The organism is Rufibacter latericius, from assembly GCF_003721515.1.
Classification (GTDB): Bacteria; Bacteroidota; Bacteroidia; order Cytophagales; family Hymenobacteraceae; genus Nibribacter; species Nibribacter latericius.
On record NZ_RJJD01000023.1, the window covers coordinates 215,646 to 241,831 of the forward strand.

General features: G+C 52.2%; 19 protein-coding genes. 12 read left to right on the plus strand and 7 right to left on the minus strand.

Features of this window, described 5'->3' with window-relative positions; translation table 11 throughout:
- Positions 1-168 precede the first annotated feature (168 nt).
- The 5 genes from EFB08_RS22555 (at position 169) to EFB08_RS22575 (ending at position 9,604) form a co-directional block, all read left to right on the plus strand.
- The gene (locus EFB08_RS22555) at positions 169-3,528 is read left to right on the plus strand and encodes a SusC/RagA family TonB-linked outer membrane protein (protein WP_165865001.1); all 3,360 of its coding nucleotides are present in this window, start codon (positions 169-171) and stop codon (positions 3,526-3,528) included.
- A gap of 91 nt (positions 3,529-3,619) precedes the next feature.
- Positions 3,620-5,059, plus strand: a complete 1,440-nt coding sequence (locus EFB08_RS22560) for a SusD/RagB family nutrient-binding outer membrane lipoprotein (protein ID WP_123129252.1) — start codon at positions 3,620-3,622, stop codon at positions 5,057-5,059.
- Between the two features lie 111 nt (positions 5,060-5,170).
- Complete coding sequence (locus EFB08_RS22565; protein WP_227006442.1) at positions 5,171-6,214, plus strand: glycerophosphodiester phosphodiesterase; 1,044 nt, start codon at positions 5,171-5,173, stop codon at positions 6,212-6,214.
- Between the two features lie 216 nt (positions 6,215-6,430).
- On the plus strand, positions 6,431-7,927 hold the full coding sequence (locus tag EFB08_RS22570; RefSeq protein ID WP_123129396.1) for a calcineurin-like phosphoesterase C-terminal domain-containing protein: 1,497 nt from the start codon (positions 6,431-6,433) through the stop codon (positions 7,925-7,927).
- A 171-nt stretch (positions 7,928-8,098) separates the two neighbouring features.
- On the plus strand, positions 8,099-9,604 hold the full coding sequence (locus tag EFB08_RS22575; protein ID WP_123129397.1) for an ATP-binding cassette domain-containing protein: 1,506 nt from the start codon (positions 8,099-8,101) through the stop codon (positions 9,602-9,604).
- Positions 9,605-10,111: 507 nt separating this feature from the next.
- Here EFB08_RS22575 and EFB08_RS22580 read toward each other — a convergent pair.
- From EFB08_RS22580 to EFB08_RS22590, 3 genes are all read right to left on the minus strand, one after another.
- A complete protein-coding gene (locus tag EFB08_RS22580; protein WP_123129253.1) occupies positions 10,112-10,750 on the minus strand; it encodes a hypothetical protein in 639 nt (212 codons plus the stop codon).
- Positions 10,751-10,968: 218 nt separating this feature from the next.
- Positions 10,969-11,841, minus strand: coding sequence for a prephenate dehydrogenase (locus EFB08_RS22585; RefSeq protein WP_123129254.1), 873 nt, complete (start codon positions 11,839-11,841; stop codon positions 10,969-10,971).
- A 174-nt stretch (positions 11,842-12,015) separates the two neighbouring features.
- Entirely contained in the window at positions 12,016-12,303 is a 288-nt protein-coding gene (locus tag EFB08_RS22590) for a GNAT family N-acetyltransferase (RefSeq protein ID WP_123129255.1), read from the minus strand.
- A 109-nt stretch (positions 12,304-12,412) separates the two neighbouring features.
- Between EFB08_RS22590 and EFB08_RS22595 the strand changes: the two genes are divergently transcribed.
- From EFB08_RS22595 to EFB08_RS22635, 7 genes are all read left to right on the plus strand, one after another.
- Positions 12,413-13,447, plus strand: a complete 1,035-nt coding sequence (locus EFB08_RS22595; protein ID WP_227006443.1) for a CvpA family protein — start codon at positions 12,413-12,415, stop codon at positions 13,445-13,447.
- A gap of 146 nt (positions 13,448-13,593) precedes the next feature.
- A complete protein-coding gene (locus tag EFB08_RS22600) occupies positions 13,594-13,926 on the plus strand; it encodes a hypothetical protein (protein ID WP_123129256.1) in 333 nt (110 codons plus the stop codon).
- 345 nt (positions 13,927-14,271) lie between these two features.
- Positions 14,272-15,315, plus strand: a complete 1,044-nt coding sequence (locus tag EFB08_RS22610) for a succinylglutamate desuccinylase/aspartoacylase family protein (RefSeq protein ID WP_165865002.1) — start codon at positions 14,272-14,274, stop codon at positions 15,313-15,315.
- Positions 15,316-15,387: 72 nt separating this feature from the next.
- A complete protein-coding gene (locus EFB08_RS22615) occupies positions 15,388-17,820 on the plus strand; it encodes a TonB-dependent siderophore receptor (RefSeq protein ID WP_125077838.1) in 2,433 nt (810 codons plus the stop codon).
- Positions 17,821-18,190: 370 nt separating this feature from the next.
- A complete protein-coding gene (locus tag EFB08_RS22625; RefSeq protein ID WP_123129261.1) occupies positions 18,191-18,901 on the plus strand; it encodes an ABC transporter ATP-binding protein in 711 nt (236 codons plus the stop codon).
- A gap of 1 nt (position 18,902) precedes the next feature.
- Positions 18,903-20,324, plus strand: a complete 1,422-nt coding sequence (locus EFB08_RS22630) for an ABC transporter permease (RefSeq protein WP_123129262.1) — start codon at positions 18,903-18,905, stop codon at positions 20,322-20,324.
- A gap of 3 nt (positions 20,325-20,327) precedes the next feature.
- Positions 20,328-21,710 carry an ABC transporter permease gene (locus tag EFB08_RS22635; protein ID WP_123129263.1) on the plus strand — a complete coding sequence of 461 codons (1,383 nt, stop codon included), beginning with the start codon at positions 20,328-20,330 and terminating at the stop codon, positions 21,708-21,710.
- A gap of 174 nt (positions 21,711-21,884) precedes the next feature.
- Here the strand turns inward: EFB08_RS22635 and EFB08_RS22640 are convergent, their stop codons facing one another.
- From EFB08_RS22640 to EFB08_RS22655, 4 genes are all read right to left on the minus strand, one after another.
- Positions 21,885-23,360, minus strand: coding sequence for a M48 family metalloprotease (locus EFB08_RS22640; RefSeq protein WP_123129264.1), 1,476 nt, complete (start codon positions 23,358-23,360; stop codon positions 21,885-21,887).
- A 224-nt stretch (positions 23,361-23,584) separates the two neighbouring features.
- Positions 23,585-24,352: an EcsC family protein gene (locus tag EFB08_RS22645; RefSeq protein ID WP_123129265.1), complete on the minus strand. Its 768-nt coding sequence runs from the start codon at positions 24,350-24,352 to the stop codon at positions 23,585-23,587.
- Between the two features lie 170 nt (positions 24,353-24,522).
- Positions 24,523-25,707, minus strand: a complete 1,185-nt coding sequence (gene rluF, locus EFB08_RS22650; RefSeq protein ID WP_123129266.1) for a 23S rRNA pseudouridine(2604) synthase RluF — start codon at positions 25,705-25,707, stop codon at positions 24,523-24,525.
- Between the two features lie 80 nt (positions 25,708-25,787).
- The gene (locus EFB08_RS22655; protein WP_123129267.1) at positions 25,788-26,003 is read right to left on the minus strand and encodes a VF530 family protein; all 216 of its coding nucleotides are present in this window, start codon (positions 26,001-26,003) and stop codon (positions 25,788-25,790) included.
- Between the last annotated feature and the right edge of the window lie 183 nt (positions 26,004-26,186).

Consider the following 26,186-nt stretch of genomic DNA (forward strand, 5'->3'; position numbering starts at 1 on the left):
TTTGAACAGCGAAAAAAACGGTCTATGCTTGAGGTGCCAGGGCACACAGAGTAGACCGATGGATTCCTGAACAGACTCAAAAGTACACCCAATGACTCCATCAGTTCTGGTGGTTTTCAAGCTTCTCACCCGCTCCCAGTCCGAATTCAATTTACCGTCAACTAAACCATGAGAAACCCTTTACTTCCTCCAAGTAAAAGTCAATTGCCTAAGAAGATGCTTTTAGGCTTTTCGTTGCTGGCGCTGGCGCCCATGACTGAAGCGCGGCTGCTGCTCATTCCCAAAGTAGCAGAAAACATGCAGCAGGCACCTGCCAATGTACTGGTGCAGGCGTTTCCAGAAAGAAAAAGTAACCCAACCGGTCAAACTGGTTTAATGGCCGTTTTGGCAAAAAACACGGGAAACCCGGCGTCGCAGCAAACCGAGCGGGTGAGCATCTCTGGTACGGTGACTTCCGCAGAACTGGGTACAATGCCTGGGGTGGTGATTACTTCTAACGGAACGGCTCTGGGCGCCACCAGCACCGACGGTTCTTTTACCATCCAGGTACCTAAGGGCGCAGAAGTGGTGTTCTCGTTTGTGGGTTATACCTCGCTTAAAAGGACCTTTGCCCAGAATGAAACCAATGTCTCTATCTCTCTGGTGCAGGATAGCCAGCAACTGAGTGAAGTAGTGGTAACAGCTCTGGGTATTAAGCGGGAGCAGAAAGCGCTGGGATACGCTACCCAAACGGTGACGAGCGAAGCCTTGACCGATGCCATGCCCAATAACTTCGCGCAGGCTTTATCCGGGAAAGTGGCTGGTTTGAATTTGATTTCTCCGGGTTCGGGCCCCGTGAACTCCACCCGTATCAGCTTACGTGGCGATAACTCCCTGAACCCGGGCGGGAACAATGCCCTGATTGTATTAGATGGGGTGCCGATGAGCAGCGATTTAACCAGTTCTGGGGTAGACAACGCCTACGGAGCCGGTTCCGGGAATGATATCCCGGTAGACTTCGGGAACGGCATCGCCGACATCAACCCGAACGACATTGAAAGCATTACCGTCTTGAAAGGCCCAAGCGCCGCCGCCCTTTACGGAAGCCGCGCCGCTAACGGTGCCTTGATCATCACCACTAAATCTGGAAGTCGCAAAGACAAGGGCATTGGAGTTACCGTAAATACAAACATCAGCTTCAACGATGTCCTGAAATGGCCCGATTACCAATATGAATATGGGCAGGGAACGGGTAAATCCTTCAATGCCGCCGGGGAGCCTTATTATTCGTATGGCGCTTCGGCCGATGGAGCCAACACCGGGGGAACCAGCAGTGCCTTCGGGCCTAAATTCAATGGTCAGTCTTATTACCAGTATGATCCAACCCGTGAAGGGCAGTCGGCGGAGAGACAGCTTTGGAGACCTTACAAAGACAACATCAAAGGTTTCTTCAGAACCGGGTACACCCTCACCAACAACGTGGCCTTAGAGGGTGGGGGAGAGAACGGGTCCGTAAGGGCTTCGCTCACTCATACCAAAAACGAGTGGATCATGCCTAACACTGGCTTTGAGCGTTTAACGGCCGCTTTGAGCATCAACCAAAACATCTCTAAAAGGTTAAAGCTTTCCTCTAAAGTCAACTTCACCAACAAAAAGAGTGATAACCTGCCGGGCACGGGCTACAGCAACCAGTCCATTGCCTACTTCATGATTTTTCAGAACCCTAACGTGGATCTGGCTTGGTATGAGCCAAGATGGAAAGCCGGGCAAGAGCAAGTGCAGCAGATTCACCCGTTCAGTTCCTTCATAGACAACCCCTATGTGATTGCCTATGAGATGACCAACTCCCTGAACAACTATTCTTTGGTGGGAAACCTGGCGGCTATCTATGAGTTCTCGCCCAAGTTGGACATCATGGTGCGCTCTGGTATTGATTTAACTGCCGAGGACCGTGCCATGCGCCGCCCCTTCAACACGGCCAACTTTCCTTATGGCTACTTTAAGGAGCAGAACATTTTTGATTACGAGATCAACACAGACGCCTTGCTGACCTATAAAGAGCAGTTAGGAAGCAAAATTGACGTGAGAACCTCGGTGGGGGGTAACCTCAGAAACCAGCGGTACCGTGCCACGGATGGCGTGGTAGATGGATTAGTGATTCCGGGGGTATACAAACTGTCAAACGGGATAGGAAACGCCATGATGACTACCCGTCACAGAAACCGGGAAGTGAACAGCTTGTACGCCTTGGCTGCATTCTCTTATGAAGACAAGATCTTTGTGGATTTGACCGCGCGTAATGACTGGTCCAGCACGCTGCCGGTGCAGAACAGCTCTTTCTTCTATCCGTCCATCAGTACCAGCTTTATCTTAACCGATCTGTTCAGGCTGCCCACGGAGATCTCTTTTGCCAAGCTAAGGGTATCTGCCGCCCAGGTGGGAAGTGACACAGATCCGTACAGAACCAGAAAATACTATGGTCAAAGCGATTTCGCCGGTTCGGGCTCGGTGCCTACCACGCTCCACAACATCAACTTCAAGCCCGAGATCACTACCAGCTATGAGGCCGGCATGGAGTTCATGCTCTTCAATGGCAGAATCGGCTTAGATGCCACGGTGTACAGAAACTTCACCAAAAACCAGATTCTGGAGATTCCGGTTGACCCAACCACGGGCTATACCCGGGCTGTGTTGAACGCGGGTAAAGTACGGAACCAAGGCCTGGAACTGGTCTTGAACGCCAAACCCATTGATTTGGCCAACTTCAAGTGGAGATCAACGGTCACCTGGTCTAAAAACGATAACAAGGTCTTGAGATTGGCCGATGGTATTGAAGACCAGCAGGTGTTGGGCGTAGGTGGCAACGCCTCTATCATTGCCAAAGTGGGTGGTACCACGGGTGACATCTACGGCTTCGGGTTTGTCAGAAGCCCTGATGGTCAAATTGTGTATGACAACAGCGGATTGCCCGCCTACCCAGACGAAGTTCAGTACATTGGCAACGCTTACGCCGACTGGAAAGGTGGTTTCCTGAACGAGGTCTCTTACAAGAATTTCCGGTTCAGCTTTTTGCTGGATGGTTCTTACGGCGGCATCATCTACTCCCAGACCCACCACAAGATGTCTGAGCAAGGCAAGCTGGAACACACCTTAATGGGCCGCGAGGAAGGATTCATCATTGGCGATGGCGTGGTGCTGAACGGTGACGGTACCTACACGCAGAATACCAAAAAAGTAAACCCCGCCGACTACTACACCCGGTATTACCGTCGCGCCAACGTGGAGTCCAACTCCTTTGACGCCTCCTACCTGAAACTGAGAGAAGTTCGTCTGGAGTACAACCTACCTCAATCGCTGTTGGCCAGAACCAGATTCTTCAACGGCGCCAGCATTGCGCTCTACGGCCGTGACCTGGCCATGCTCACCGACTTCCCAATTTTTGATCCCGAAACGGCGGCCTTGAACGGGAACAACATCATGCCGGGTATTGAAATGGGCCAGATGCCTTCCACCAGAACCATGGGCATGAACGTGACCCTTAAATTCTAAGCCAATCACAGTTTAGTTTTCAACTCAACCTTTCAGAACTGCCGGTAAGCTTCCCCAGTCTATCGGCGGTTCTTCCAAAGAACTAAGAATCATGTTATCAATAAAGAAGACCTTTGTATTCCTCCTTGCCATTGGTGCCCTCAACACCTCCTGTACCGATGATTTTGAAGAGGTGAACACCGATCCTAACCGCATTGAACAAATCAGCCCAGGTACCTTGCTGAACCCTATCCTTTATGAGATGAGCAGCTTCAACGCCAACCGGGCCGATGACTTCACCTTTGACCTCATGCAAGTGGCGCTTCCTTTCCCCAGTGCTTCGGGCGGTATTCACCGCTATGATGTCAATGAGAACTCCGGTAGCTCTACCTGGAACACCTATTACCGTTGGTTAACCAACATTAAGGAGATGCAGGCCGCGGCCGTGAAAGCCAATGACCCCAATTATGAGGCGGTGGCGCTTACGCTAAATGCCTGGGTGTATTCACTGCTCACGGATAGTTTTGGCGATGTACCCATGGTAGAGGCTTCGCGCGGCGATGAGGGGATTCTGTATCCAGCCTTTGATACGCAGCAGTCTATCTACACTAGGATTTTAGCCGATTTGGAAGCCGCTAATGCAAAGTTTGATCCGGCTAAAACCATGATCTACGGCGATGATATCTTGTATCATAACAACGTGGCTAAGTGGAAGAAATTCTGCAACTCGCTGCGGCTTCGGTTACTGCTTAGAGTCTCCAAAAGAACGGAGATGAACGCCGTGGCTAAGATGACGGAGATCCTCAACAACCCCACCCAGTTTCCGGTATTCACGTCCAACGCAGATGCGGCCATTCTGCAGATCTCAGGGGTTCCGCCATTGATTTCCCCTTGGGGGCGGGCAGTTGACTTTAGAACGGGTCGGGCGGCATCATCTTTCTTCATTGATCACCTGAACGCCCTGAATGATCCACGCCGAGCTAAATTCTTTACTCAGGCTACCTCCAAAGATGGTAGAACGCAAGTGGGGTACAAGGGAATTCCTAGCGGCTACGAAGGAAGTGATACCCAGTTTGACTATGCTCCTTCCACCTTCAACGTTGCCCTGGTGACCGCTCCCATGATTACCGTGATTATGCCTTACGCTGAGGTAGAGTTTATCAAGGCTGAACTGGCGCAGAAAGGCATAGTGGCCGGTGATACCCAAGCCGCGTATGAAAAAGGCGTGAAGGCTGCAATTGAGCAGTGGGGAGCTGTGGTGCCCGCAGATTATTTCACCAATCCAGCCGCTGCGTACAATGGTACATTGGAACAAATCCTGTTGCAGAAGTACCTGGGGTTGTTCTTTGTGGATTATCAGCAGTGGTTTGAATACCGCCGCACGGGTTTACCGGTACTTCCCACCACCAATGCCATGATGAACAACAGGGTGGTGCCCGTTCGCTTCAGATACCCTACTACGGTGCAAACCAACAACGCCGAGAACTACAGAAAAGCCGTAGAAATGATGGGTGGCGATGACATTAATACCAAGGTTTGGTGGGAGAAATAAGCCTGCCTTAACCTCTGGTGGCTATCTAAGCTTACCGTGCCTCTTTCAACCTAGGCATGGTAAGCTTAGATTCTTTCCCTGTATGTAAGACCTCTTTTAACCAAACAGACTATGAGAATCGTAACACCCTGGAAGCTGCTTTTCTGTTTCTTGTTAGGGGTACACGCCAACGCCATGGCTCAATCGCAAATAACGCTTTCTAACTTTACCTTTAAGCCCGGCTCAACCCAAGTGGGCCAGGTGGTAGTTCTGCCCCCTGCGATGAGTAAAGCAAAGGTAAAGCTGGTAGGTACTTCCGCTACTACCTTCACCTTAGGCAAAGACAATACCCTGAAAGCCAAGAAACCCATTTCTGACCCATGGGTAGACGTGGTCTTGGCAGTAGAACAGGGGCAAAGCACGATTCAGGATACCTTTAGGATTGTAAAAGACGAGTTTATCACTAACCGGGTCATTGCACACCGGGGTGCCTGGAAAAACACCGGGGTAACTGAAAACTCCATTGGAGCCCTGCAGCACGCCATCCGGTTAGGCTGTGCCGGCAGTGAGTTTGACGTACACATGTCTTCAGACTCAGTACTGTTTGTGCACCATGACCATGATGTGAACGGCATCCACATTGAAAAGACACCTGCCGCAGAACTAGCCAAACTGAAGCTGCTTAACGGCGAGTATTTGCCCACGTTGGATGCGTATCTGCAAGCGGGACTCCACCAGAACAAAACCAAGCTGATCCTGGAAATCAAACCCTCCGCCATCAGCAAGGAGCGGGGCCAGGCCTTGGCGCGCAAAGTGGTGGAAACGGTGCAGAAACACAACGCTCAGGGCTGGGTAGACTACATCAGCTTTGACTATGCCATCTGCCGGAAAGTGCAGGAACTGGAGCCCTCTGCTAAAGTAGCGTACCTCAACGGCGAGAAAGCCCCCGCCGAACTGGCCAAAGACAAGCTGTACGGGTTTGATTACAACCAAAGCGTCTTGAAGAAGAACCCCCACTGGATAGAAGAAGCCCACCAACTCGGGCTTACCGTTAATTCCTGGACCGTCAACTCCCCAGAAATGATGGACTGGCTTTTAGAGCGAAAAGCTGATTTCATCACCACCAACGAACCTGAACTTCTGCTGGAAAAGGTAAAGAAGTTGGCTAATCAATAGGTCTGTTTGCAAGGTGATCCCTGCCAGGATAATGTCGCCTCTTCTTCCGTCTATCTGGTAGGCAGGAAGGTGATTATCCGCAGGAATCGATATCCTCGTTTTGGGCCTTAAATCCATTAAACACACCTAAAACGAAGAGCCACAGGTTACAAAAATATTTGTTAGCTATTGCCTCATTCACACATTCTCTCCATCACTCATTCCCTCATTAATTACATGTTTAGAAGAAAATTCCTCCAGAGTATTGGCACCTTGGGCCTTGGGTTAACCTTGCCCATGGGGGCCGTGCAAGCGCAAACCCCTTCAAAGTCGGCTGACCAAAAAATAAACTTGTCGCTAATCGCCATTAAGGGCAGGGTTCAGTCCGGCGGTAGGGGAATCCCCGGGGTGGTGGTTTCTGATGGCATCAACATGGTGGCCACTGATAATGCCGGGAAGTACACCCTGGAAAGCAACGCCACCGCCGAGTTTGTGTACATCTCCGTTCCCCGCGGCTACGCTATACCCCAGGAGAAAGGAGTGGCACAATTTTTCAAGCCGCTACCCAAAGGCAAATCCAGCTTCACTGCCGATTTTGAACTGCAGAAATTAGCGCAAGACGACTCCAAACACGCCTTTGTGGTATGGGCCGATCCGCAGATGATCAACAAGAAAGACGCCGAGGAACTGGTGAACACCTCGGCGCCGGATTTGAAGAAATTGGTGGCTGGCTATGGCAAAGACGCGCTGTTCCACGGCATTGGCTGTGGTGACCTGGTGTGGGACAAGTTTGAGTTGTTTGAGGATTACCAGAAAGCCATCGAGATCTCAGGCATCCCGTTTTACCAGGTCATCGGCAACCACGACATGGACCTCACTGCCCGCACCGACGACGGCTCTGCTGACACGTTTAAGAAGCTGTTCGGGCCCACGTACTACTCCTTTAACCGAGGCGAAGTACACTATGTGGTGTTGGATGATGTCTTCTTCATAGGCACGGCCAAACGCTACATTGGCTATCTCACCGAGAAGCAGTTGCAGTGGCTGGAGCAGGATTTGTCTTATGTGAAGCCGGGCAGCATGGTGGTGGTCTCGGTACACATTCCGGTGAACAGCGGGGAGAAAAGACGCATGAAGCTCAAAGACGAGTCGCTGGGCGGCGTGGTGTCTAACCGCAAGGAGTTGTACCGGCTGCTGAAGCCCTACAAAGCCCACATCATGTCAGGCCACACGCACATCTGCGAGAAAGTGATAGAGGGCGACATCATTGAACATACCCACGGGGCCGTTTGTGGTGCCTGGTGGACGGGGCCTATCTGTACCGATGGCTCGCCCAGCGGTTACGGAGTGTACGAGGTGAATGGCTCCGAGATGAAATGGTACTACAAATCGGTGGGCCATGACCGGGATCACCAGTTCAGGATCTACCCAAAAAGCACTGTGAAGGACCGCCCCGAGGAAGTAGTAGTCAACGTCTGGAACTGGGACCCTGAATGGAAAGTGACCTGGTTTGAGGATGGGGTGCGCAAAGGCGACATGAAACAGGAGATGGGCCTGGACCCGCTTTCGGTGCAGCTGCACGCCGGACCAGACCTACCGGCCAAGCACAAGTTCGTGGACCCTACTATGACTGACCATTTGTTCTGGGCCAAACCCTCTTCGGGCGCCAAGCAAATCAAGATTGAAGTCACCGACCGCTTTGGAAAAGTGTACTCGCAGCAACAGGCGGTTTAGATACCGTTAAGAAGTAAGATCGGGCTAAAGCAGGTGCGCAGGGCATAGCTTTAGCCCGATCTTGTTTTAGGCCCCGTTTCCAGAATTCAGGCTTGAAACAAGAAGAGCAGAAAAGGCTAGGTTAGGCGGGGCAAACCTCTTATTTTAGAGGAATTACCATTGCCAACCTTCATGTCTTCGCCTTTCCTTTCCCTCCGTAATGTGACGATCCGTCACCTGAATCACCTCATTTTCAAAGACCTTAATTTTCAGGTAGAGCCCGGTGAGCATTGGGCGCTGGTAGGGGAGAGCGGCTCTGGGAAGAGCAGTTTGCTGCAGGTGATCGCCGGAAAACTGGTGGTGGTTGACGGGCACGTGGAGCACGGCTTTTACGATGCTTTCCTGGAAACCCATTCCGCGCCAGATCCTTTTTTCTCTTTCAGGGACCTTTTGGCCAAAGTAGGGCAAAAACACTCGTTCCGTAACTTCTCCTCCAACACCAGTGATTTCTATTACCAGCAGCGCTACCACGCCACTGAGGCCCAGGATGCCCCCACGGTAGAAGACTACCTGGCCGCGGCGGAAACCCCAAACCTGGATAGCCCTGCGTGGACGCTGGCCAGAGTTATCCAAAGCTTCGGGCTGGGGGATCTGCTGCAGAAGGAACTGATCAAATTATCCAACGGGGAAACCAAGCGCCTGCTTATGGCGGAGGCCCTGCTCCGGAACCCCAAACTCCTGCTCCTGGACATGCCGCTCACGGGTCTGGACGTACAGACGCGCGCTGATTTCGGCCAACTTCTTTCCCAGATTATGGCCTCGGGCATCACGGTGGTCATGGCTACCTCGGCGCAGGAAATCCCGGAGGGCATTACCCACGTGGCAGTGCTGGAAAAAGGGAAGATCATCTTGGCGCAGCCGAAAGAAGATTATGAAGCAACCTCGCAGCCCGATTCTAAAACCGGGGGGCTGGACAAGGAGGCTTTGGGTCGTTTGCTATCTGCGGACCCGGCCATGACGTTTGAGACCATTGTGGAGCTGAAGGATGTCTCGGTGCAGTACGGAAACAAGCTGGTCCTGCAAAACGTGAACTGGAAGGTGAAACAAGGCGAGCGCTGGGCAGTGCTGGGACACAACGGCGCCGGCAAAACCACTTTGCTCAGTCTCCTGAACGGCGATAACCCACAGGCGTTTTCCAAAGACATCACGCTCTTTGACCGCAAACGCGGCACCGGCGAAACCATTTGGGACATCAAGCAGAAGATCGGGTTTGTGTCGCCGGAGCTGTTCCAGTTTTTTCCTTACCAAAATACGTGTCTGCAGGTAGTGGAATCTGGTTTGTATGATACGCTGGGCATGCTCAAGGCCAGCCAGCCGGAGAACGCCGCCCTTGCCCTGCAGTGGCTGGCGTTATTGAGGCTGGAGCAGGATGCGTCTAAAACCTTGCGCCAGGTACCGGCCAGCACGCAACGCTTGTGTCTTCTGGCCCGGGCCTTGATCAAAAATCCACCGCTGCTGATTTTAGATGAGCCTTGCCAGGGCATGGATGATCGGCAACAGGAGGCTTTCAAACAGATCCTGAACACCATCTGTGCGCACTCTAATACCACGCTGTTGTATGTAACCCATTATCCGCAGGAAATCCCGGAATGCGTCACCAAAGTGCTAAGGCTGGAGAATGGCCAGGTAGTAGCGTAGTCATTTCCGCCATCGGTGTAAAAAGGAAAAGTTTCGATTGGCCCGCCCGGATTTACAGCAACTTGGTCACGCAAACTGCCTATAGACTCAATATCACCTTGTTCGGAAACAACCAACCCAAACACTATCTTGATCAACTGAAATTTTTTGTAGGCAAGATAAGTAGGTAAAGGCCTTGGTTTTTCCTTTACCGCCGGGGCTTCTTATGTCCATTAAGAAATGCTGTAAAGCATCAGAAAGGTTGGTAATGGAGAGTGGGGTGGTATCTTAAACTCTACCTTCAATGGGTACGATACCAGAAAGTACATTCTCCTTGGCCTGAGTGCCCGAGCTGAAATTATTCTTGACCTTTGAACTCGGTGGGTTCTACCATTGAGGGAGACTATTATCTAAGCCGCAAAGTACAGTTCTGCGGCCTGAGTATTAACCTGATGTTTGGCAGATTCCGGCCAAATAAAGCTGACTGATTTTCTCCTGGGAAAGCATCAAGCTAAGTAGAAGGTTAGCTTACCCCTCGGCAATTTCCTCCAGGTGCACGTAGTAGCGCGTGATTTTCCCCCATTGCAGCGCCTGAAACCCTGCCCAGCCGCCTTCTGAGATAAGCGTGTTGAGGACGCCTCGGCCACCCGCCTGGTCACCCTGGTTGTTGGGTTTCTCGTCCCGACCGATCTCCATCCCTTGGATCTTGTTTCCTTCACGCAGTACCCTGAACGTGCTGGTGGCCTCCTCCGTGAAGAAATGCTTTACCTCCTCTCCATCGGTGGGGGCCTTCTGGACCTCGGGTTTAGGGCAGGGCCGCACTACAAACTGCGCCGCGTCTTCCTCTTCCACCACTTCTACTACCGTTACCCAGTTTTCAATGAGGGTAGCGGGCAAAATGATCTGCATGAAATCGCCTACCTGTACTTTAGAAGCCTCAGACTTATTTCCGTGGGCATCATACAACTGGAAGGTGGAATTGATGCCGGGCAGCAAAGACCAGCGGTTCACGTCAAAAAGTTTCTGTTTGGTGCGGACGAACTCCCGCTGGGCAGTTACTTCGTCTGGGTAAGTGTTCTCGTTGTAGAAGAACTTGTCTTTTGCGTTTTCGCCCTTCAGTACTTCCCACTCGTGCTTTATCTTATCCAGGAAATTTGAGATGCCCATTTCTCTTCAGTTTAAGTGATGCCCAAAGGCTTCTAAAGGGAGAGATACGGGGCAGGGGAGGGGAGGTTCATCTGCTTTCTGCAATCAGGTGGGATATTGCGGCTAATTCCTGAAAAACAGGCCTAAAACAGGAGGCAGGAGCAAGGGAGTTAATCTCGCTTTACCCAAATAACCAATCCCGCTATAAGCCTATTTTATAAATCGAGCCCAAAACAATCTTACTTCACCGGAGAAACCTGCGCGATACCGTCCAATACAGGTCTGATCTGGTTGGCCTGCTGCATCATCTGGTACAGTTGGTCGGTTTGGCCGTTGAGGAGGCACTGGTGGAATTGCTGGAGGTGCTTGATGTACTCAGCCAGGGCGTGGCTCAGGAAATGTGCGTTTTGCTCAAAGATAGGTGCCCACATGTCGGGGGAGCTTTTGGCCAGACGCACGGTAGACGCGAAACCGGAACCTGCCAGGGTGAAGATGTTGCGCTCGTCTTTCTCCACGTCTAGTACCGTTAAGCCCAACAGAAAGGAACTCACGTGCGACAGGTGCGAAACGTAGGCCACGTGCTTGTCATGCTCCTCGGGTTGCATGAAAATGGTTTTAAGCCCCAAAACCGAAAATAGGGCCTCAGCGGCGGAAAGAGCGTGAGCCGAGGATAGTTCTTTCTCACAAATGATGTTCATTTTTCCCTGGTACAGACCTTCCAAAGCGGCAGTTGGGCCTGAGTTCTCGGTACCAGCAATGGGGTGCGCGGCCACAAACTGGGCGCGGTGGGGGTGGGTTTTCACGGCCTCACACAGAAGGCTTTTGGTAGAACCCAGGTCAATTACCACGGTGTGCTGGGGCACCATGTCCAGCAGGGAGGGCAACAGTTTTTGGATGGCCGTCACCGGTATGGCCACTAAAATAAGGTCAGACAAAGCGGCCGCTTCTGCCAACGGAAGCACCCGGTCCACCAAGCCTATCTCCACGGCTTGGGCGGCATTTTCCTCGTTCTGGTCCACGCCAATCAACTCGGTGGCAAATCCTGCTTTTCTGATGTCCAAAGCAGCAGAACCGCCAATGAGCCCGGTGCCTATTATGGTGATGGTTTTCATGTCTGAAAGCGTACGGAAAGTAAAAACCCGAAGGTACTACAAGTTTTCCTTTCGGGGTTCATTTGGCGGGGCAGTACCGATAGGAGAGAAAAGAAAAGCATCCGTTTTAGGGCTGATTTCTCTAAAACAGCCATAAAACAGACGCTTCCTGGGGCAGGTGCTTTGAAGTAAGCCTTAAATCTCGGCCATAAACTTTTCATACTCCGGGTGGCGCTTCACATAGGCTTCCACTACGGGGCAGGAGGCAATAAATTTCAACTGGTTTCCTTTGACGTACTCCAGGGCGGTTTTCACCAGTTGGTCGGCAAGGCCTTGGCCGCGGTATTCCTCGGGTACGTAGGTGTAGTCCAGGTCAAGTTCTTCTTTGTCAGTGATGGAGTAAGTGAGTTCGGCTTCTTCGCCGTCCAGCTCCACGAAAAATCGCAGGTCGTCCTCGTCATGAATGATAGTTTGCTTTTCCATGGTCTCGTCTTTTTGAAGAACATATACGTGGCTCAGGCCCAAATAGGCAAAATTCAGTATTTACTCTACCCTTTACAGAGGGTGGTACGGTAACAGAAACGGCTTGAACTTGGTAAAAGAAAAGGGTTTTTGGGGCAAATTCCTGAAAACGGCTCCAAAGCAAACGCGCGCCGCTAATCCTTCCGCTATGAACTACATTGACCTATTGATTTTGTTTATTGTACTTTCCAGCATCTGGACCGGCTGGTACCGGGGCTTTGCCCACGGCGTGCTGGACCTGGTGAGGTGGGTGGGCAGTTTGCTCATCGGCCTCAGCCTGTACCCTTACGTGGCCGAGTGGCTGGAGGAAATCCTGAACTGGAACGAACTCTGGCTTTTACCGGTCTCTTTTTTCATTGTAGCGGTACTGGCCAGTATTCTCATTCAGGCCCTGGGAGATTGGGTGCTGGCGCAGTTCCCCGGCACGGTGCACCGGTCTAAAACCAACCAGGTGCTGGGCTTGATTCCCGGGTTTCTAAGCGGCGTGGTGACCGCTGCCATTGTGGTGGTACTCCTGACTGCGTTTCCCCTGCCGCAAAATGTTCAGGAGGAAGTACAGGATAGTGCTCTGGCTACCCGCATCTCTTCGGCCTCAGACAAAGCCGAGATGGCACTTTCTCCGGTTTTTGACAAAGCCATTAACCGCACCATGAGCAAACTGACGGTGCAGCCTGGTTCTGAGGAAATGATTGAGCTGCCGTACAAGGTCACCAACATGAAACCCCGCCCAGACCTGGAAGCCGAAATGCTGCAACTGATAAACGAAGAGCGCTCCAAACAAAACCTGAGACCCCTAGCCGCCGATACTTCCCTGCGACGAGTGGCCCGTCTACACTCCGAGGATATGTTCCGGCGCGGCTATTTCTCCCATTACACCCCAGAAGGGCTGAGTCCGTTTGAGCGCATCAGAAAAGCCCGAGTCCCTTTCAGGTTAGCGGGCGAAAACCTGGCCTTGGCCCCAACCCTTGACATTGCGCACAACGGCTTGATGAACTCCCCAGGGCACCGGGCCAATATTTTGCGCGGAGGGTTTGGTAGGGTAGGCATTGGCGTCTTACAGGGCAGCGATAGGCGCTTAATGATTACTCAGAATTTCCGGAATTAAAACAACTTGATAGAGAAATCAGCCGAGTTTACCTCACTTCTAGTTGCAATCAAGTTGCGATTAGCGGGCTTTTGTTTTAATATTGCGCAGGGATGTACTTCTTCAATAACCAGCCATTCTGAAGAAAGCTTTCCTTCCTATCCTGAATGCTTCGTCTGCAACCCTATATCGCCTCTTTTCTGCTGCTGCTCTTCTGCCAGGTCATGGTACCAGAGTCAGCCCTTCTGGCGCTGCACGAACACGAGCATACTGAGGCGCATGACGAGCCCATCTCCGATGGGGAGCATACCGTGGGGAAAGTACACCAGCACTGTAAAGTCAAGGAATACGGGCAGACCTATCTTGTTTTCATGCCTCCGGTGGAGGTTCCATTTTTTGCACCCCCAATTAGTACCCGCACGTCAGGCTTCACTTTCGCCTGGAAGTTTACTTACCCCAATAACATTGAGCTTAGGGGGCCTCCCCACTTCTTATCCTAACCATAGGCACTCGCCTGCTTTTTCACTCTTTTCTGCTTTTGAAGGCTGTTTTCTGCGTCTGTAGAAGCAGCGTGACTAGGTGCGTTATGTTCTTTCGTGCCTTGATAAGCCGTATCTGAGTGTAGAGACCATTATGCTTTTTGAGCCTTGAATGGTCAGGGCATACCTTTTCTGTATCCGGGAAAGGTATGCCTGGCAGTCTGTGCCTTTCTTCCAATTTGGGCAGTTTTCAGGACCCATCTGTCCTTATCAATCCTACTGCTTTCCTCTTTTCTTGATGTTGAATAAGACGTGCTTGTCCGCGCGATGGCCTTGCCATGTCTTCCATTTACGATTTTAAATTTCATGAGAAATCTAGCGCTCTTTATCTTCTTCCTTTTTACTTCCATCTCAATCACTCATGCCCAGGTAAAACCATTCCATTTCAGGGGCGAAAAGCTAAAACCAGGCTCAAAACATTCTTTTCTGCTCCCGGTAGTAACCCCGCAGGACAGCACTGTGATTCCTGTTACTGTTTTCCACGGAGTAAAAAAAGGTCCGGTTCTGGGCATTACGGCTGGCGTGCATGGTCTGGAATATGCTCCTATCATGGCAGCACAACAATTAGCCAAGCAGCTGGACCCAACCCAGATGAGCGGCACGGTGATATTGGTGCACATGGCCAACGTGCCGTCTTTTCTGAACCGCAGCCTCAGAGTCAACCCCTTTGATGGAAAGAACCTGAACCGTGTTTTCCCCGGCAAAAAAGACGGCACCAGCACCGAGCGAATCGCCTGGATTATCTCCAACGAAATCATTGCCCGCTGCGACAACTTTATTGACGTGCACGCCGGAGATGCCAACAACGACTTGCGCCCATACTCTGGCTACTACAACTACTTCAACCAGCCCGATGTCTCTGAGAAGGCCCGCCAAATGGCCGTGGCTTTGGGGTTTGACTTCATCGTGCAGTTCGGGAATCAGCCGCAACTCACCGAGGCCTCCATTTACTGTTCCCGCGAAGCCACCAAGCGCAACATACCGGCCGTGGACATAGAGTGCGGCCGCATGGGCATTGTGGAAGAAAAGCCGGTGCAGCAGATTGTGGAAGCGCTGACAAGCCTGATGCGCCACCTAAACATCTTAGAAGGCCAGCCGAACCGGGATGAGAAACCAGTCATGGTGGCGCAACGCACCGATGTCAGCAGTGAGCAAACCGGCTTTTTCTACAGTGAACTCACCAGCGGCGACTACGTGAAGAAAGGCATGAAACTGGGCTACACCACTGACCTTTTCGGGAAGCACCTGGCCGATGTGTTTTGCCCGGTTGACGGCGTGATTCTGTACAAAACCTTCAACCCGCCCGTCAAAAAAGGCGACGGGTTATTCAACATTGGGCACATCCAATAAAAAACTAAGACCTCAAAAGCTATAGGACAAGCAAGTGAAGAGCTGCTTGTGCCTGAGCTCAACCCTATTCTTATGAAAAGACTTTTAGTTCTATTATATCTGATGTTGCATCAGATGGTGGCCTACGCCCAGACGGAGGGGCATATTACTGGAACCGTGAAAAACAGCCGGGGCGAACCGCTGGAAGGATTCACCGTGGTGCTGAAAGAAATCAATGCCTCCTCGGTGACCGGGCCAGACGGTATCTACCATTTGCACCACATTCCGTTCGGGAGTTATACGGCATTGGCCTTGGGAATAGGCTACGGACAGGTAACCCGTTCAATCATGCTGACAGCCCAAGTGCCGGAGCTAACCCTGCACTTCACCCTGCAACCCAGCACCCAAGCACTGCAGGAGGTGGAGGTGCTGGGCCGCAAGGAAACGACTTACAAAAGCGAGTATAGTTTCATCGGTACTAAAACCGCCAGCCTGGTCATTGACGTGCCGCAGACCATTTCCACGGTCACCAAAGAGTTGATAGAAGACCAGCAGGCTTTTACACTCAACGATGTGTTCAAGAACGTGGCGGGTGTGAACCAATACTCCAGCTATGATGACCTCACGGTGCGTGGTTTCCGGAACGGCTACGAAAGCGGTTTCCGGTTGGTGAACGGGCTACGGTCTGGTTACAGCTATGGGAACGGGTTTTTCCGGGTGCCACTTACGGTGAACCTGGAGCGGGTAGAAGTCTTGAAAGGTCCGGGCGCGGCGCTCTTCGGGGATATCAACCCGGGCGGAACCATCAACATGGTGACCAAAAAGCCACTGGAGGAAGACCGCAAAGCCGTGAGTTTCTCGGTGGGCAGCTTCCAGACCATGCGCACTACGCTGGATTTTACCGGTCCGCTGAACGAAGACAAAACCCTGTTGTACCGCCTGAACGTGGGCTACGAGAACACCAAGACCTTTCGGGATGTGAACGACCGGGCCTCTTTCATTGTAGCGCCTACCATCACGTTTCGGCCTACGGAAAATACCACCCTTAACGCCGAGCTAGTGTTCAGCAACTTCAACGGGTACCTTGACCGGGGGCTGCCTATTGAGGCAGGAGACTTGTATGCGCTTCCGTTTTCCTTCACGCTAAGCCAACCCAACGACCATTTCCGGGTAACCGACCTTTCCCTGAATGCCTCTCTGAACCAGAAAATCAAAGAGCGGTTATCGTTCAATGTGGCCTACATGAAGTTTGCGTATGCCGAAGACATCAGGGAGCACCGCACGCTCAACACCTTCGCCGATGCGCCGCTCAACACGGTCATGAACCTTCGCTACTTTGAACGGAGGGCCAAGGAATACACCGATAACCTCTCCGCCTACTTTTCCTACTCCGGCAGTACCGGCCCCATTCAGCACAAAGTGGTGGTGGGTGCCGATTACGTAAAATTCACCACTGATAAGAACAGCACCATGTTTGAGGCCCGGCAGCAATCGGTCGCCGGGAAAACCGTGCCCCTGACCTTTGATTTGAGGAACCCGGTGTACGAAATCAAAGACGCTACTGATTACATCCGTCGGCCAATCCCGCAGTTCTTCATTGACTACATCAATTCTGAGTACTACACCACCGGTTTGTATGTGCAGGACCAGGTAGACGTGACTGATAAACTGGGACTGTTGCTGGGCTTGCGCTATGAGCTGTTCCGCGATGAGCGGGACTACGGCAACGGCGAGGAGCGTGTACAGCAGAACGTGTTTTTGCCTCGCGCGGGCCTCACCTATTCTTTGCTGGAGAATGTAAATTACTTCGCCAGCTACAGCCAGGGTTTTAGACCTATCAACCCGCAGTACATCAAGTTCCCGGAGCGCTACGGCCGCACTGAGCCGTTCAGCAATGAGCAGAGCTACCAGATGGAAACCGGTCTGAAAGGTGAGTTCTTCCAGAAGGCCTTGTTTGCCACGGTTTCTTTGTACCAGATAGAGAAGCGTAACACTTTGGTTAACACGGGTCAGGTAACCGAGGAAGGCAATCCTATTTACCGCCAGAACGGGAAAGCCCGCTCCCGCGGTGTAGAATTGGAAGTAAACGGTAACGTGCTGCCCAACTTCAACCTGAACGCCAGTTACGCCTTCAACCGCACCGAAATCATTGACGCTGATGTGGCCGCTGAAAACGGCATGATGGCCGCCAACGCGCCCAAGCACTCGGCAGGCCTTTGGGCCAAATACACCTTCACCACTCCCGGCCTGAACGGATTAGGCCTGGCCCTCGGCGGCAATTACGTAAGCCGTCGGCGCATGGAAATACAGGTGAACGCCGTGAATACCGGTGAGCTCATCTGGGATTACTGGCCTGAATACACCGTGGCCAATGCGGCTCTATTCTACCACGTGAACAAGTTCAAGCTAAGCCTGAACCTGAACAACGTGCTGAACAAACGCTACTTCGTGGGCGGCTACGATTACTTCCGCGCCAGCCCCGGTGCCCCCCGGAATTTCATCGCCACGGTGGGGTATACCATCTAAGATGAAGTGGGGGAGTATAGGAGCGGAATCAGGTTTTAATTAGCCTTTTCAGCTTGTTTTCTCCAAAGTAGGCCCAAAACACGGATTCTCCCCTTGAGGGGAGATAAAGAGGGGTGTTTACAAAGAAGGTCAAACATTGCTGATTTTCATAAAAGGACAATGCTTCATTTAAAATGGCTTGGATTAGGAATGCGTGGACCAGCAGAAGTAAACACCCCTCTACGCTCCCCTCAAGGGGAGAATCTGATAAAAAGAAGCAGTCCTCCATGGCGCGGAAGTTACTTCTCGTTTTCACCCCATTTCCCTCAAAACAGCCCCAAAAACAAAAAGCAATCAACAATCAACAATCAACAATTAACAATTAATGTATATGGAATTTGCCTTAGAAGCAAAACAACTCAGGAAAGAGTACCAGGACAAGCTGGCCCTGAAAGGCCTTGAACTGCAGATTGAACCTGGTGAAATTTTCTGCCTACTGGGTCAGAACGGAGCAGGGAAGTCTACTACCATCAACCTGTTCCTGGGGTTTATTAAACCTACCGCTGGCGCCGCTTACATCAACGGGCTTGAGGTGGCGGCTAATCCTATTAAAGTGAAAGAGTACCTGGCCTACATTCCGGAGAACGTGATGCTTTACCCTAACCTGACCGGATTGGAGAACCTAGCCTTGTTCAGCAGTCTGGCGGGCTTTGAGTATAGCCCTGAGAGCCTAATGCAGTACCTGATAGAGGCGGGGCTACCTGCTGAAGCATCTACGCGCAAAGTAGGTGCTTATTCCAAAGGCATGCGCCAGAAGGTGGGCATTGCCATAGCCGTGGCCAAGCACGCAAAAGTACTGCTGCTGGATGAACCCACCTCGGGACTGGACCCTAAAGCCAGCAATGAATTCTCGGAACTGCTGCTCAAGCTTAGCGCCAACGGCACGGCCATCTTCATGGCCACGCACGATATCTTCCGGGCGAAGGAAGTAGGCACCCGGGTGGGTATCATGCGGGCCGGCGAACTGGTGGATGTGCTAGGAACCGCAGAACTAAACGCCAACGAACTGGAGAAACTGTACCTCAACTATATGCACGTGTAAGATGGTCAGAAGCATCGCTCAAAAAGAATTCATCAGCACCCTGCGCGACAGGCGTTTTGTGGTGCTAAGCGTGCTGGTACTGCTGTTGTTGCTGGCCGCCACCGTGGTAGGGCTGTACAGCTACCATACCCAGCAGCAGGAACGGGACGTGGCGCAGAGAACAGTTAACAAGCAGTTCCAGAACTCTGCCGACCGGCATCCGCACCGCATGGCGCATTACGGTTCCTACGCCTTCCGGCCGAAGTCCAGCATCAGTTTCCTTGATTTCGGGTTGGATTCCTATACCGGGGCCTCGGTGTTCATGGAAGCGCATAAGCAGAACAGCGCCAACTTCAGTCAGGCGCAGCAGTCTTCTTCGCTTATCCGGTTCGGAGAGATGACGGTGGCTTTTGTGCTCCAGATGCTCATTCCGCTGCTCATTATTTTCCTTTGTTTTGGCGCTTTTACGCAGGAAAAGGAAACCGGTACCCTCAAGATTGTGCTCAGCCAGGGTGTGTCTCTGCGGCAGATTGCCTGGGCTAAGATTGCGGGCTACAGCAAAACCGTGGCCTTGGTGGTAGGGCCGGCTTTGGTGGTGGCCAGTCTGCTTTTGTTTGGGCGGGGTGGCTTTGAGGTGCACCCAGATATGATAGTCAGGTTGCTGTTGTTCATCGTCTTTTACCTGGTGTACTTCTTCATTTTTGTGGTGCTGTCTGTGATTGTGTCGGGCTTGCACCAGCGTTCCAGTACTGCTTTGGTCACCTTGTTGGGTGTCTGGATTCTGTGCTGCGTGATTATTCCCAAAGCCTCGGCCAACCTGGGTAACACGCTTTACACCACGCCCACCAAGGCCCAGATGGATGCCGATGTGCACGAAGATGTAGCCAAAGGGATTGACGGCCACAACTCCCAGGATGAACGCGCAGAAGCCCTCAAAAAAGAACTGCTCAGGAAATACGGCAAGGATTCCTTAAACCAGCTGCCGGTGAACGTGGACGGTATCATCATGGCGGTGAGTGAAGAGCAGAGCACCCGCGTGTACCAGCAGCACTATGACGAGCTTACCAATGTTTTCAAAAAGCAGAACCGCATCTCAGAATGGGCCGGTTTCCTGAATCCGTACCTGGCCGTGCGGCATCTCTCCATGGGCATGGCCGGTTCAGATTTCTCGCACTACCTCCATTTTCAGCACAAGGCCGAGACTTATCGCTACCACCTGGCCCAGAGCCTGAACCATATTCAGACCACCCGCCTGAAGTACGGCGACAAAACCACTCGCCTCAGCAGTGACACCTGGAAAGAACTGGCACCTTTTCAGTACGCCGTCCCCTCTGCGCTGTGGGCCCTGCAAAGCCATGCGCTCTCGTTGCTGGCGCTGCTCCTGTGGTTGGGTCTGGTGTGCACGCTGGGCATAAAGCTGATTGACAAAACCCAAATTGCTTAAGACATGAAACAATTCTGGATTCTGATAAAATATGAGTGGCTCAACTTCCGGGCCGATAAAGGCCTTCTAATCCTGTCGGGGTTGGCGTTAGTGGCTGGGCTTTACGGCATATACTATGGGACCACGGAGGTAACACGGCAACAGGAGAACATTGCCGCTTTGGAGGTGCTCACCCAGCACAATGTGGAAGAGATGAAAACCAAGTACCCCGGCGAAGCCGATGCCGGTGACATTGGGTACTACCATTCTAACTTCGCCGTCCATCACCCAGATGCCTGGGCCAGCCTTTCTTTGGGCCAGCGCGATGTGAACCCGTACTACATCAAATTGCGCCTTTTGAACCTGCAGTCGCAGTTGTATGACTCTGAGAACATCAACCCGTTGAAAGTGCTTTCCGGAAACTTCGACCTGGCTTTTGTGCTGGTGTATTTGTTTCCGTTGCTCATCATCGGGTTGTGTTTCAATATTCTGTCTATTGAAAAAGAACAAGGCACGCTGCCGCTGTTGCTGTCGCAGCCCATCGGGTTGCCGCTCATTGTAGGCGCGAAGCTCACGTTCAGAATCATGCTGGTGTTGGGAATGGCATTGGTGCTTTCTGTCATTGCCATGGTTTGGGGCCAGGTGATGCCAGATAGCAGGGTGGCGCTTTGGCTGGGAGTGGTGGTACTGTATTGCCTGTTCTGGTTTGGCCTAGCTTTTCTGGTAGCCGCCTTGCAAAAGAACTCCGCGTTCAATGCGGTTAGTTTATTGGGCGTTTGGCTCCTGCTCACCATCATCATCCCGGCCCTGCTGAATGTGTATGTATCCATTAAACAGCCAGTGCCGCAGGCTCTCGCCTTGACCATCAAACAGCGCGAAGTGGTGCACGGCGGCTGGGACAAACCCAAGCACGAAACCATGGAGGCGTTCTTTGTGCACTACCCGCAGTACCGTGATACTGCTCAGATTCAGGGTAGGTTTGCTTGGCGGTGGTACTATGCGTTTCACCAATTAGGCGATGTAGCGGTGGCAGACCTGGCCCAGGAATACCAAAGCAGCCTGCAGGCCCGGCATGACCTGGTGCAGAGACTCAACGTGCTGTCGGTGCCGGTGAATGTGCAAGGCATCTTCAACGCCATGGCTGGTTCTGACTTGCCTTCTTACCTACAGTTCCTGCAAAGCGCCACCCGGTACCATGATGCCCTTCGGGAGTTCTATTACCCGTTTCTGTTCAACCAAGTAGCCTTTACCCACGCAGATTATGAGAAGGAGCCCAGACACAGCTTCACCAGCGCGCCAGATATGGAAGCGGCATACGCCGGATTTATGAAGCTGCTGATGAGTGTCCTGGTTGTTTTTGTGGCGGGATTGTTTCTGTTTAGGTGGAAGGAAACCTCAGTTAGATAAAAAGCAATGCTTGAACGTTTTCAGCCTATTTTATGAAAATTTGCTATAAACGATGGAGTAGGAAGTACAACACACAAATGGGTTTTGAAGCTAATCAATCCTAGAACCTTCTTTTCCAACAAAAAAAGCCGCCTTAGTTTAGGGCTGCTTTTTTGAAATCAGGCTCAAAGAATACTATTTCTCTACCACTTTAATGAGCGTGTTGGCGGCAACCCGGTCAGTGAGCAGCATTCCGTTGAGGATAGCCATTTCTTCAAAGCGCTTGGACGGTACGTTGTAGGCCTGTAGCACCTGAGACAAGGGAGCAGCCGTTTTCACAGTCTTGATTCTAACTACCTCGGGTTTGCGGTTGATTTTTTCCTGGTCGGTGAGCTGCCTGAAATTCTGCGCGATGCCGCTGAACGTCTGGAAATAGGTATTGAAATCGGCTGCAGTGGTTACCCCGGTGATGTTATAGATGTTGCCGCCGTACTGGATAAAGTAACTCAAGGCCTGAATAGGAGCCGCCTGTTGCTGTTGGGCTTGCTGCTGTTGTTGCTGTTGCTGGGGCGCTTGCTGGGAAATGACAGCCAGCGCGGGCAAGCCATTCACGGTCACCTGCTTTGATTCCACGGCCTGCAGTTGGTTGTCGGTGAGCATCTTTTGGGCGGCGGCTTCCAGTGAGGTGCCTTGCGCCAGTCTCAAGAACATCATCGCCTTGCCGTCTTTGGGGGCCATCTGTACCTGTTGCGGGGAGTTCTGGAACTGCCATCCGGCCGGAACCGGAAACTGGAATTTCAGCTCTGGGTGGTAAAAAGTGTTGTTCTCCAGGAAGCCTTGTTTTGGGTCCTCGCCGTAAATGAGTCCGTCAATCATCCGGAGGTAAGAGTCGCGCCCTTCCTTCAGGTTGGTGGCGTTCGTTTGCTTTTGAAACTGTTCAGCCAGTTGGTGCACGGTGCTGTAGCGGTTGGCAGGGTTAGGGTGCGTTGACTGCCACTCCGGAATTTCCCCTTGCCCGGCCTGCTCGCCCTGACGTTGCAGCGTCTGGAAGAAATCGGCCATGTGTTTGGCGTCGTAGCCAATCTTGGTGGAATACTCCACGCCCAGTTCATCAGACTGCCGCTCATCATCACGGCCGAATTTCAGGAACAGAAGACCGGCTCCTTGCATGAGTTCGTTTCCGTATTGCGCCAGGGTGGGGGAGGCAATCATACCGCCCATCAGGAGAACCTGGGTCAGGGTGGATTTGCTTTGCTGCTGCGCCGAGTGGCGGGCCGTGATATGCCCAATCTCGTGGCCCAGCACCCCGGCAAACTGCGCCTCAGAGTTGAAGTGCGCCATGATGCCCCGGGTGAAATAAACGTATCCGCCCGGCACCGCGAAGGCGTTAAGCACGGGAGAGTCCACGATCTTGAATTCATATTTAAGGTTAGGCCGGTGCGAGACAGCCGCCATCTGCTGCCCTTTCTCCTGGATGAACCGTTGCAAGGTGGGGTTCTCTACTAACCCGAACTGAGCAACAATGCCCGGGTCTGCCTGCATGCCCATGGCTACCTCCTGTTCCTCAGAAACAAAATTGATATCTCGTTTACCGGTAACCGGGTTGGTGGCGCAGGAATTAAAAAGTAGAAGGGCAGCGGTTGCCAGACTACAAGGAAGAAGTTTTTTCATAGCGGTAGGGTTAAGGCTCAAGTAGTATTACTGGCAGTACTTATTGGTACTTCAGCACGTTCTATACATAGCAACGTGTTTAGAAAATATTGGTTACGGTGGTAAATTTCTAGGATTTATCCTAGGATTCAGGATTAAAGAAAGGGCATTGGTTTTTAGGCTGTTTTCAAGAAAACGGTCTAAAAGAGAACCTGCAAACCAAGAAAGGGTGCGGTCCCGAAAGGTTATACGGCAAGGTCAGAGGCAGGCGGTAACCGGTCCAGCGCCGACAGTTCCTTCCAGCGCATGCGATAGGCGTTCATGGCGGTGGTACCCAGTTTTTTGAGCAGGTGGTAGTTAGCCACTGCGCCTACGGGAGCCCCGATGATGGGGATAAGCTGGGCCATTTTAGCCAGGTCAATGTAGTCGCGGTATTCTTGCTGAAAGGTGCGCCAGTCAAACTGGTGGATGTCTTGGGGCAGGTGCAGTTTCTGGGTTTCCCAGTCTACCATGCGCTGGTACACTTCGCGCCGCTGGTGTTGGCTGCTGAAGGCCAACTGAAAGATGTGCAACAGGTACACGCGCTCGCGGTAATCATCCACGGAGTGGCCGTAAATGGCGGCAATCTCAAACAGCATCTTCAGTTTGATGCCCAGCAGCAGCGGGAAATCTGCCAGACCCAACAGGAAGCCGCCCGCCCCGGTAATACCTCCCTCGGCGGCAGCGGTGGTTCTATAGAAAGCAATGCGGTTACGCACAGTCGTTTCCTTTATTTCCAGCGTGGCATTAAGGGCGGGCTTGCCCGTAGTGTGCTTGGCCCCGAACAGCACCGCCCTGATCATCTGCTTGATAGACGCGGTAATGGCCTGGTGTACTTTCTCCGGGATATAACTGTTGATCTTCTGCTGCATGTTCCGGGTGAGGTGGTTCAGCAAAGAAGGATTCCGCATCATCTGCTCCTGCCACTCGCGCAATTCCTGAAGGGCTTGTTGTTCGTAGGGAGAAGGTGTCATGGGCAGGGCTGGGGTCTTTCCACGAAGAACGGGTTTTCGCCTGAAGCCACCAAAGAAGAGAAGACATAAATAAGTGCGCCACGTTTAGGGCTTGGTTTCTGTAAAACAGGCCCTAAACGTGGCGCACTAGCAAACGGTCTGGGTAGATCCGAAAGGTAGATTTCGGTGATTTACCTTCTGCCTCTTCCGCGGGTACCGGCTGTCCTTTTCGGTTTCTGGTCAGCGGCTGGGCGGGCAGATCTGGTGGGTTTTCCGCCGGAAGCTCTGGGAGATCGGTCGGTTTTATTGGAGGTGTGCTCAGACTTGGTCTTCAGGTTCTTCCTGCCAGCTGGCTTCGGTTTGCGGGAAGGTCCGCCGGGGGCGCTGTTGTCTTCTGATGCCCTGGAACTTCTTTCCAAACTCCCTTTAGGAACCCGGCGGGTGGCGCCAGCATCTGGGGCAGGACGACGGGCCGCTTTGGATTTCGGGTTCTCATATTCACCCGTAGTCCGTTTGGGCTTGGCCACACGGTGTACTTTCACCCCGAACTCTTCTATGATATCGTCTTCTTCCTCCTCCGGCAGTTCCTCCGCATCGGCCTTTCTGGCGGCACGGGCGGCTTCTTTGCCCCAGGAAGAGGCATCCTCGGTTTTAGAAGACTCCGCCACCAGTTGGTTGATGGATTTGATTTCCTCCAGGGTCAGGTAGCGCCAGTGGCCGGTAGGCAAATCGTCCAACTTCACGGTCATAATGCGCACGCGCTTCAGTTTCTCCACTTTGTAGCCCAGCGCCTCGCACATGCGGCGTACCTGGCGGTTCAGCCCCTGCGTAAGCACAATCCTGAAGACCTTATGGCCCTGCTGCTGCACAAAGCATTTCTTGGTCACGCCCTCAAACAGACGCACGCCGTTGCTCATCTTCTGGATGAAATCCTCGGTTACGGGTTTGTCCACCATCACCACGTATTCTTTCTCGTGGTTGTTGTCGGCGCGCAGGATCTTGTTCACGATGTCGCCGTCGTTGGTCAAAAAGATGAGGCCTTCTGAGGCATTGTCCAGGCGCCCGATGGGGAAAATACGCTTAGGGTAGCCAATGAAGTCAATGATGTTCTTCTTGTCCTTGGTGTCTGTGGTGGTGGTGATGCCGGTGGGCTTGTTGAAGGCGATGTAAATGGCGCGGTCAGTGGGCTTCTTGGCTTTGATGGTCTCGCCGTCCACGGCCACTTTGTCGCCGGGCTTCACCGTGGCGCCTTTTTTAGCGTCGCGTCCGTTGATGGTCACGCGGCCTTCCTCTATGTAATTGTCGGCCTCGCGGCGCGAGCAGAAGCCCGAGTCACTGATGTATTTGTTTAGCCGAGTGGTGTTATCTGTTGACATGATGCTGCTGATTCTGAATTCTATACGTGTGCTGCGGGAAATGTGTGCCGGTAATAACGGCAGGAAGGCGCCTGAAATATTTAGGCGAAGGTGCGCAGGTACAGGTCTTCCACTTTCTGGCGCGCCCAGGGGGTTTTACGCAAAAAGGTAAGGCTTGACTTGATGCTTGGGTTGTGCGTGAAGCTGTTGATTCTGATGCGTTCTCCCAATTCTTCCCACCCGTAGTGGTCTACCAGCAGCACCAGAATCATCTCCAGTGTTTTTCCGTGCAACGGGTTGTTTTTCTGTTCTTCCATATTTCCTCTGCAAAGGTAGTCTTTCTAACTGATTTTACGTGACCAGCACGTTTGGGGTAAGCCTAACCCGTACCAGAGGATATTTTACCGTATGCCTTATTGTGTTTAATACCTTATTTTTGGAAAACCGCTTAAAAACAACTTTCACCTTAATCAACGACTGGCTTCTGTAATCATATTAAG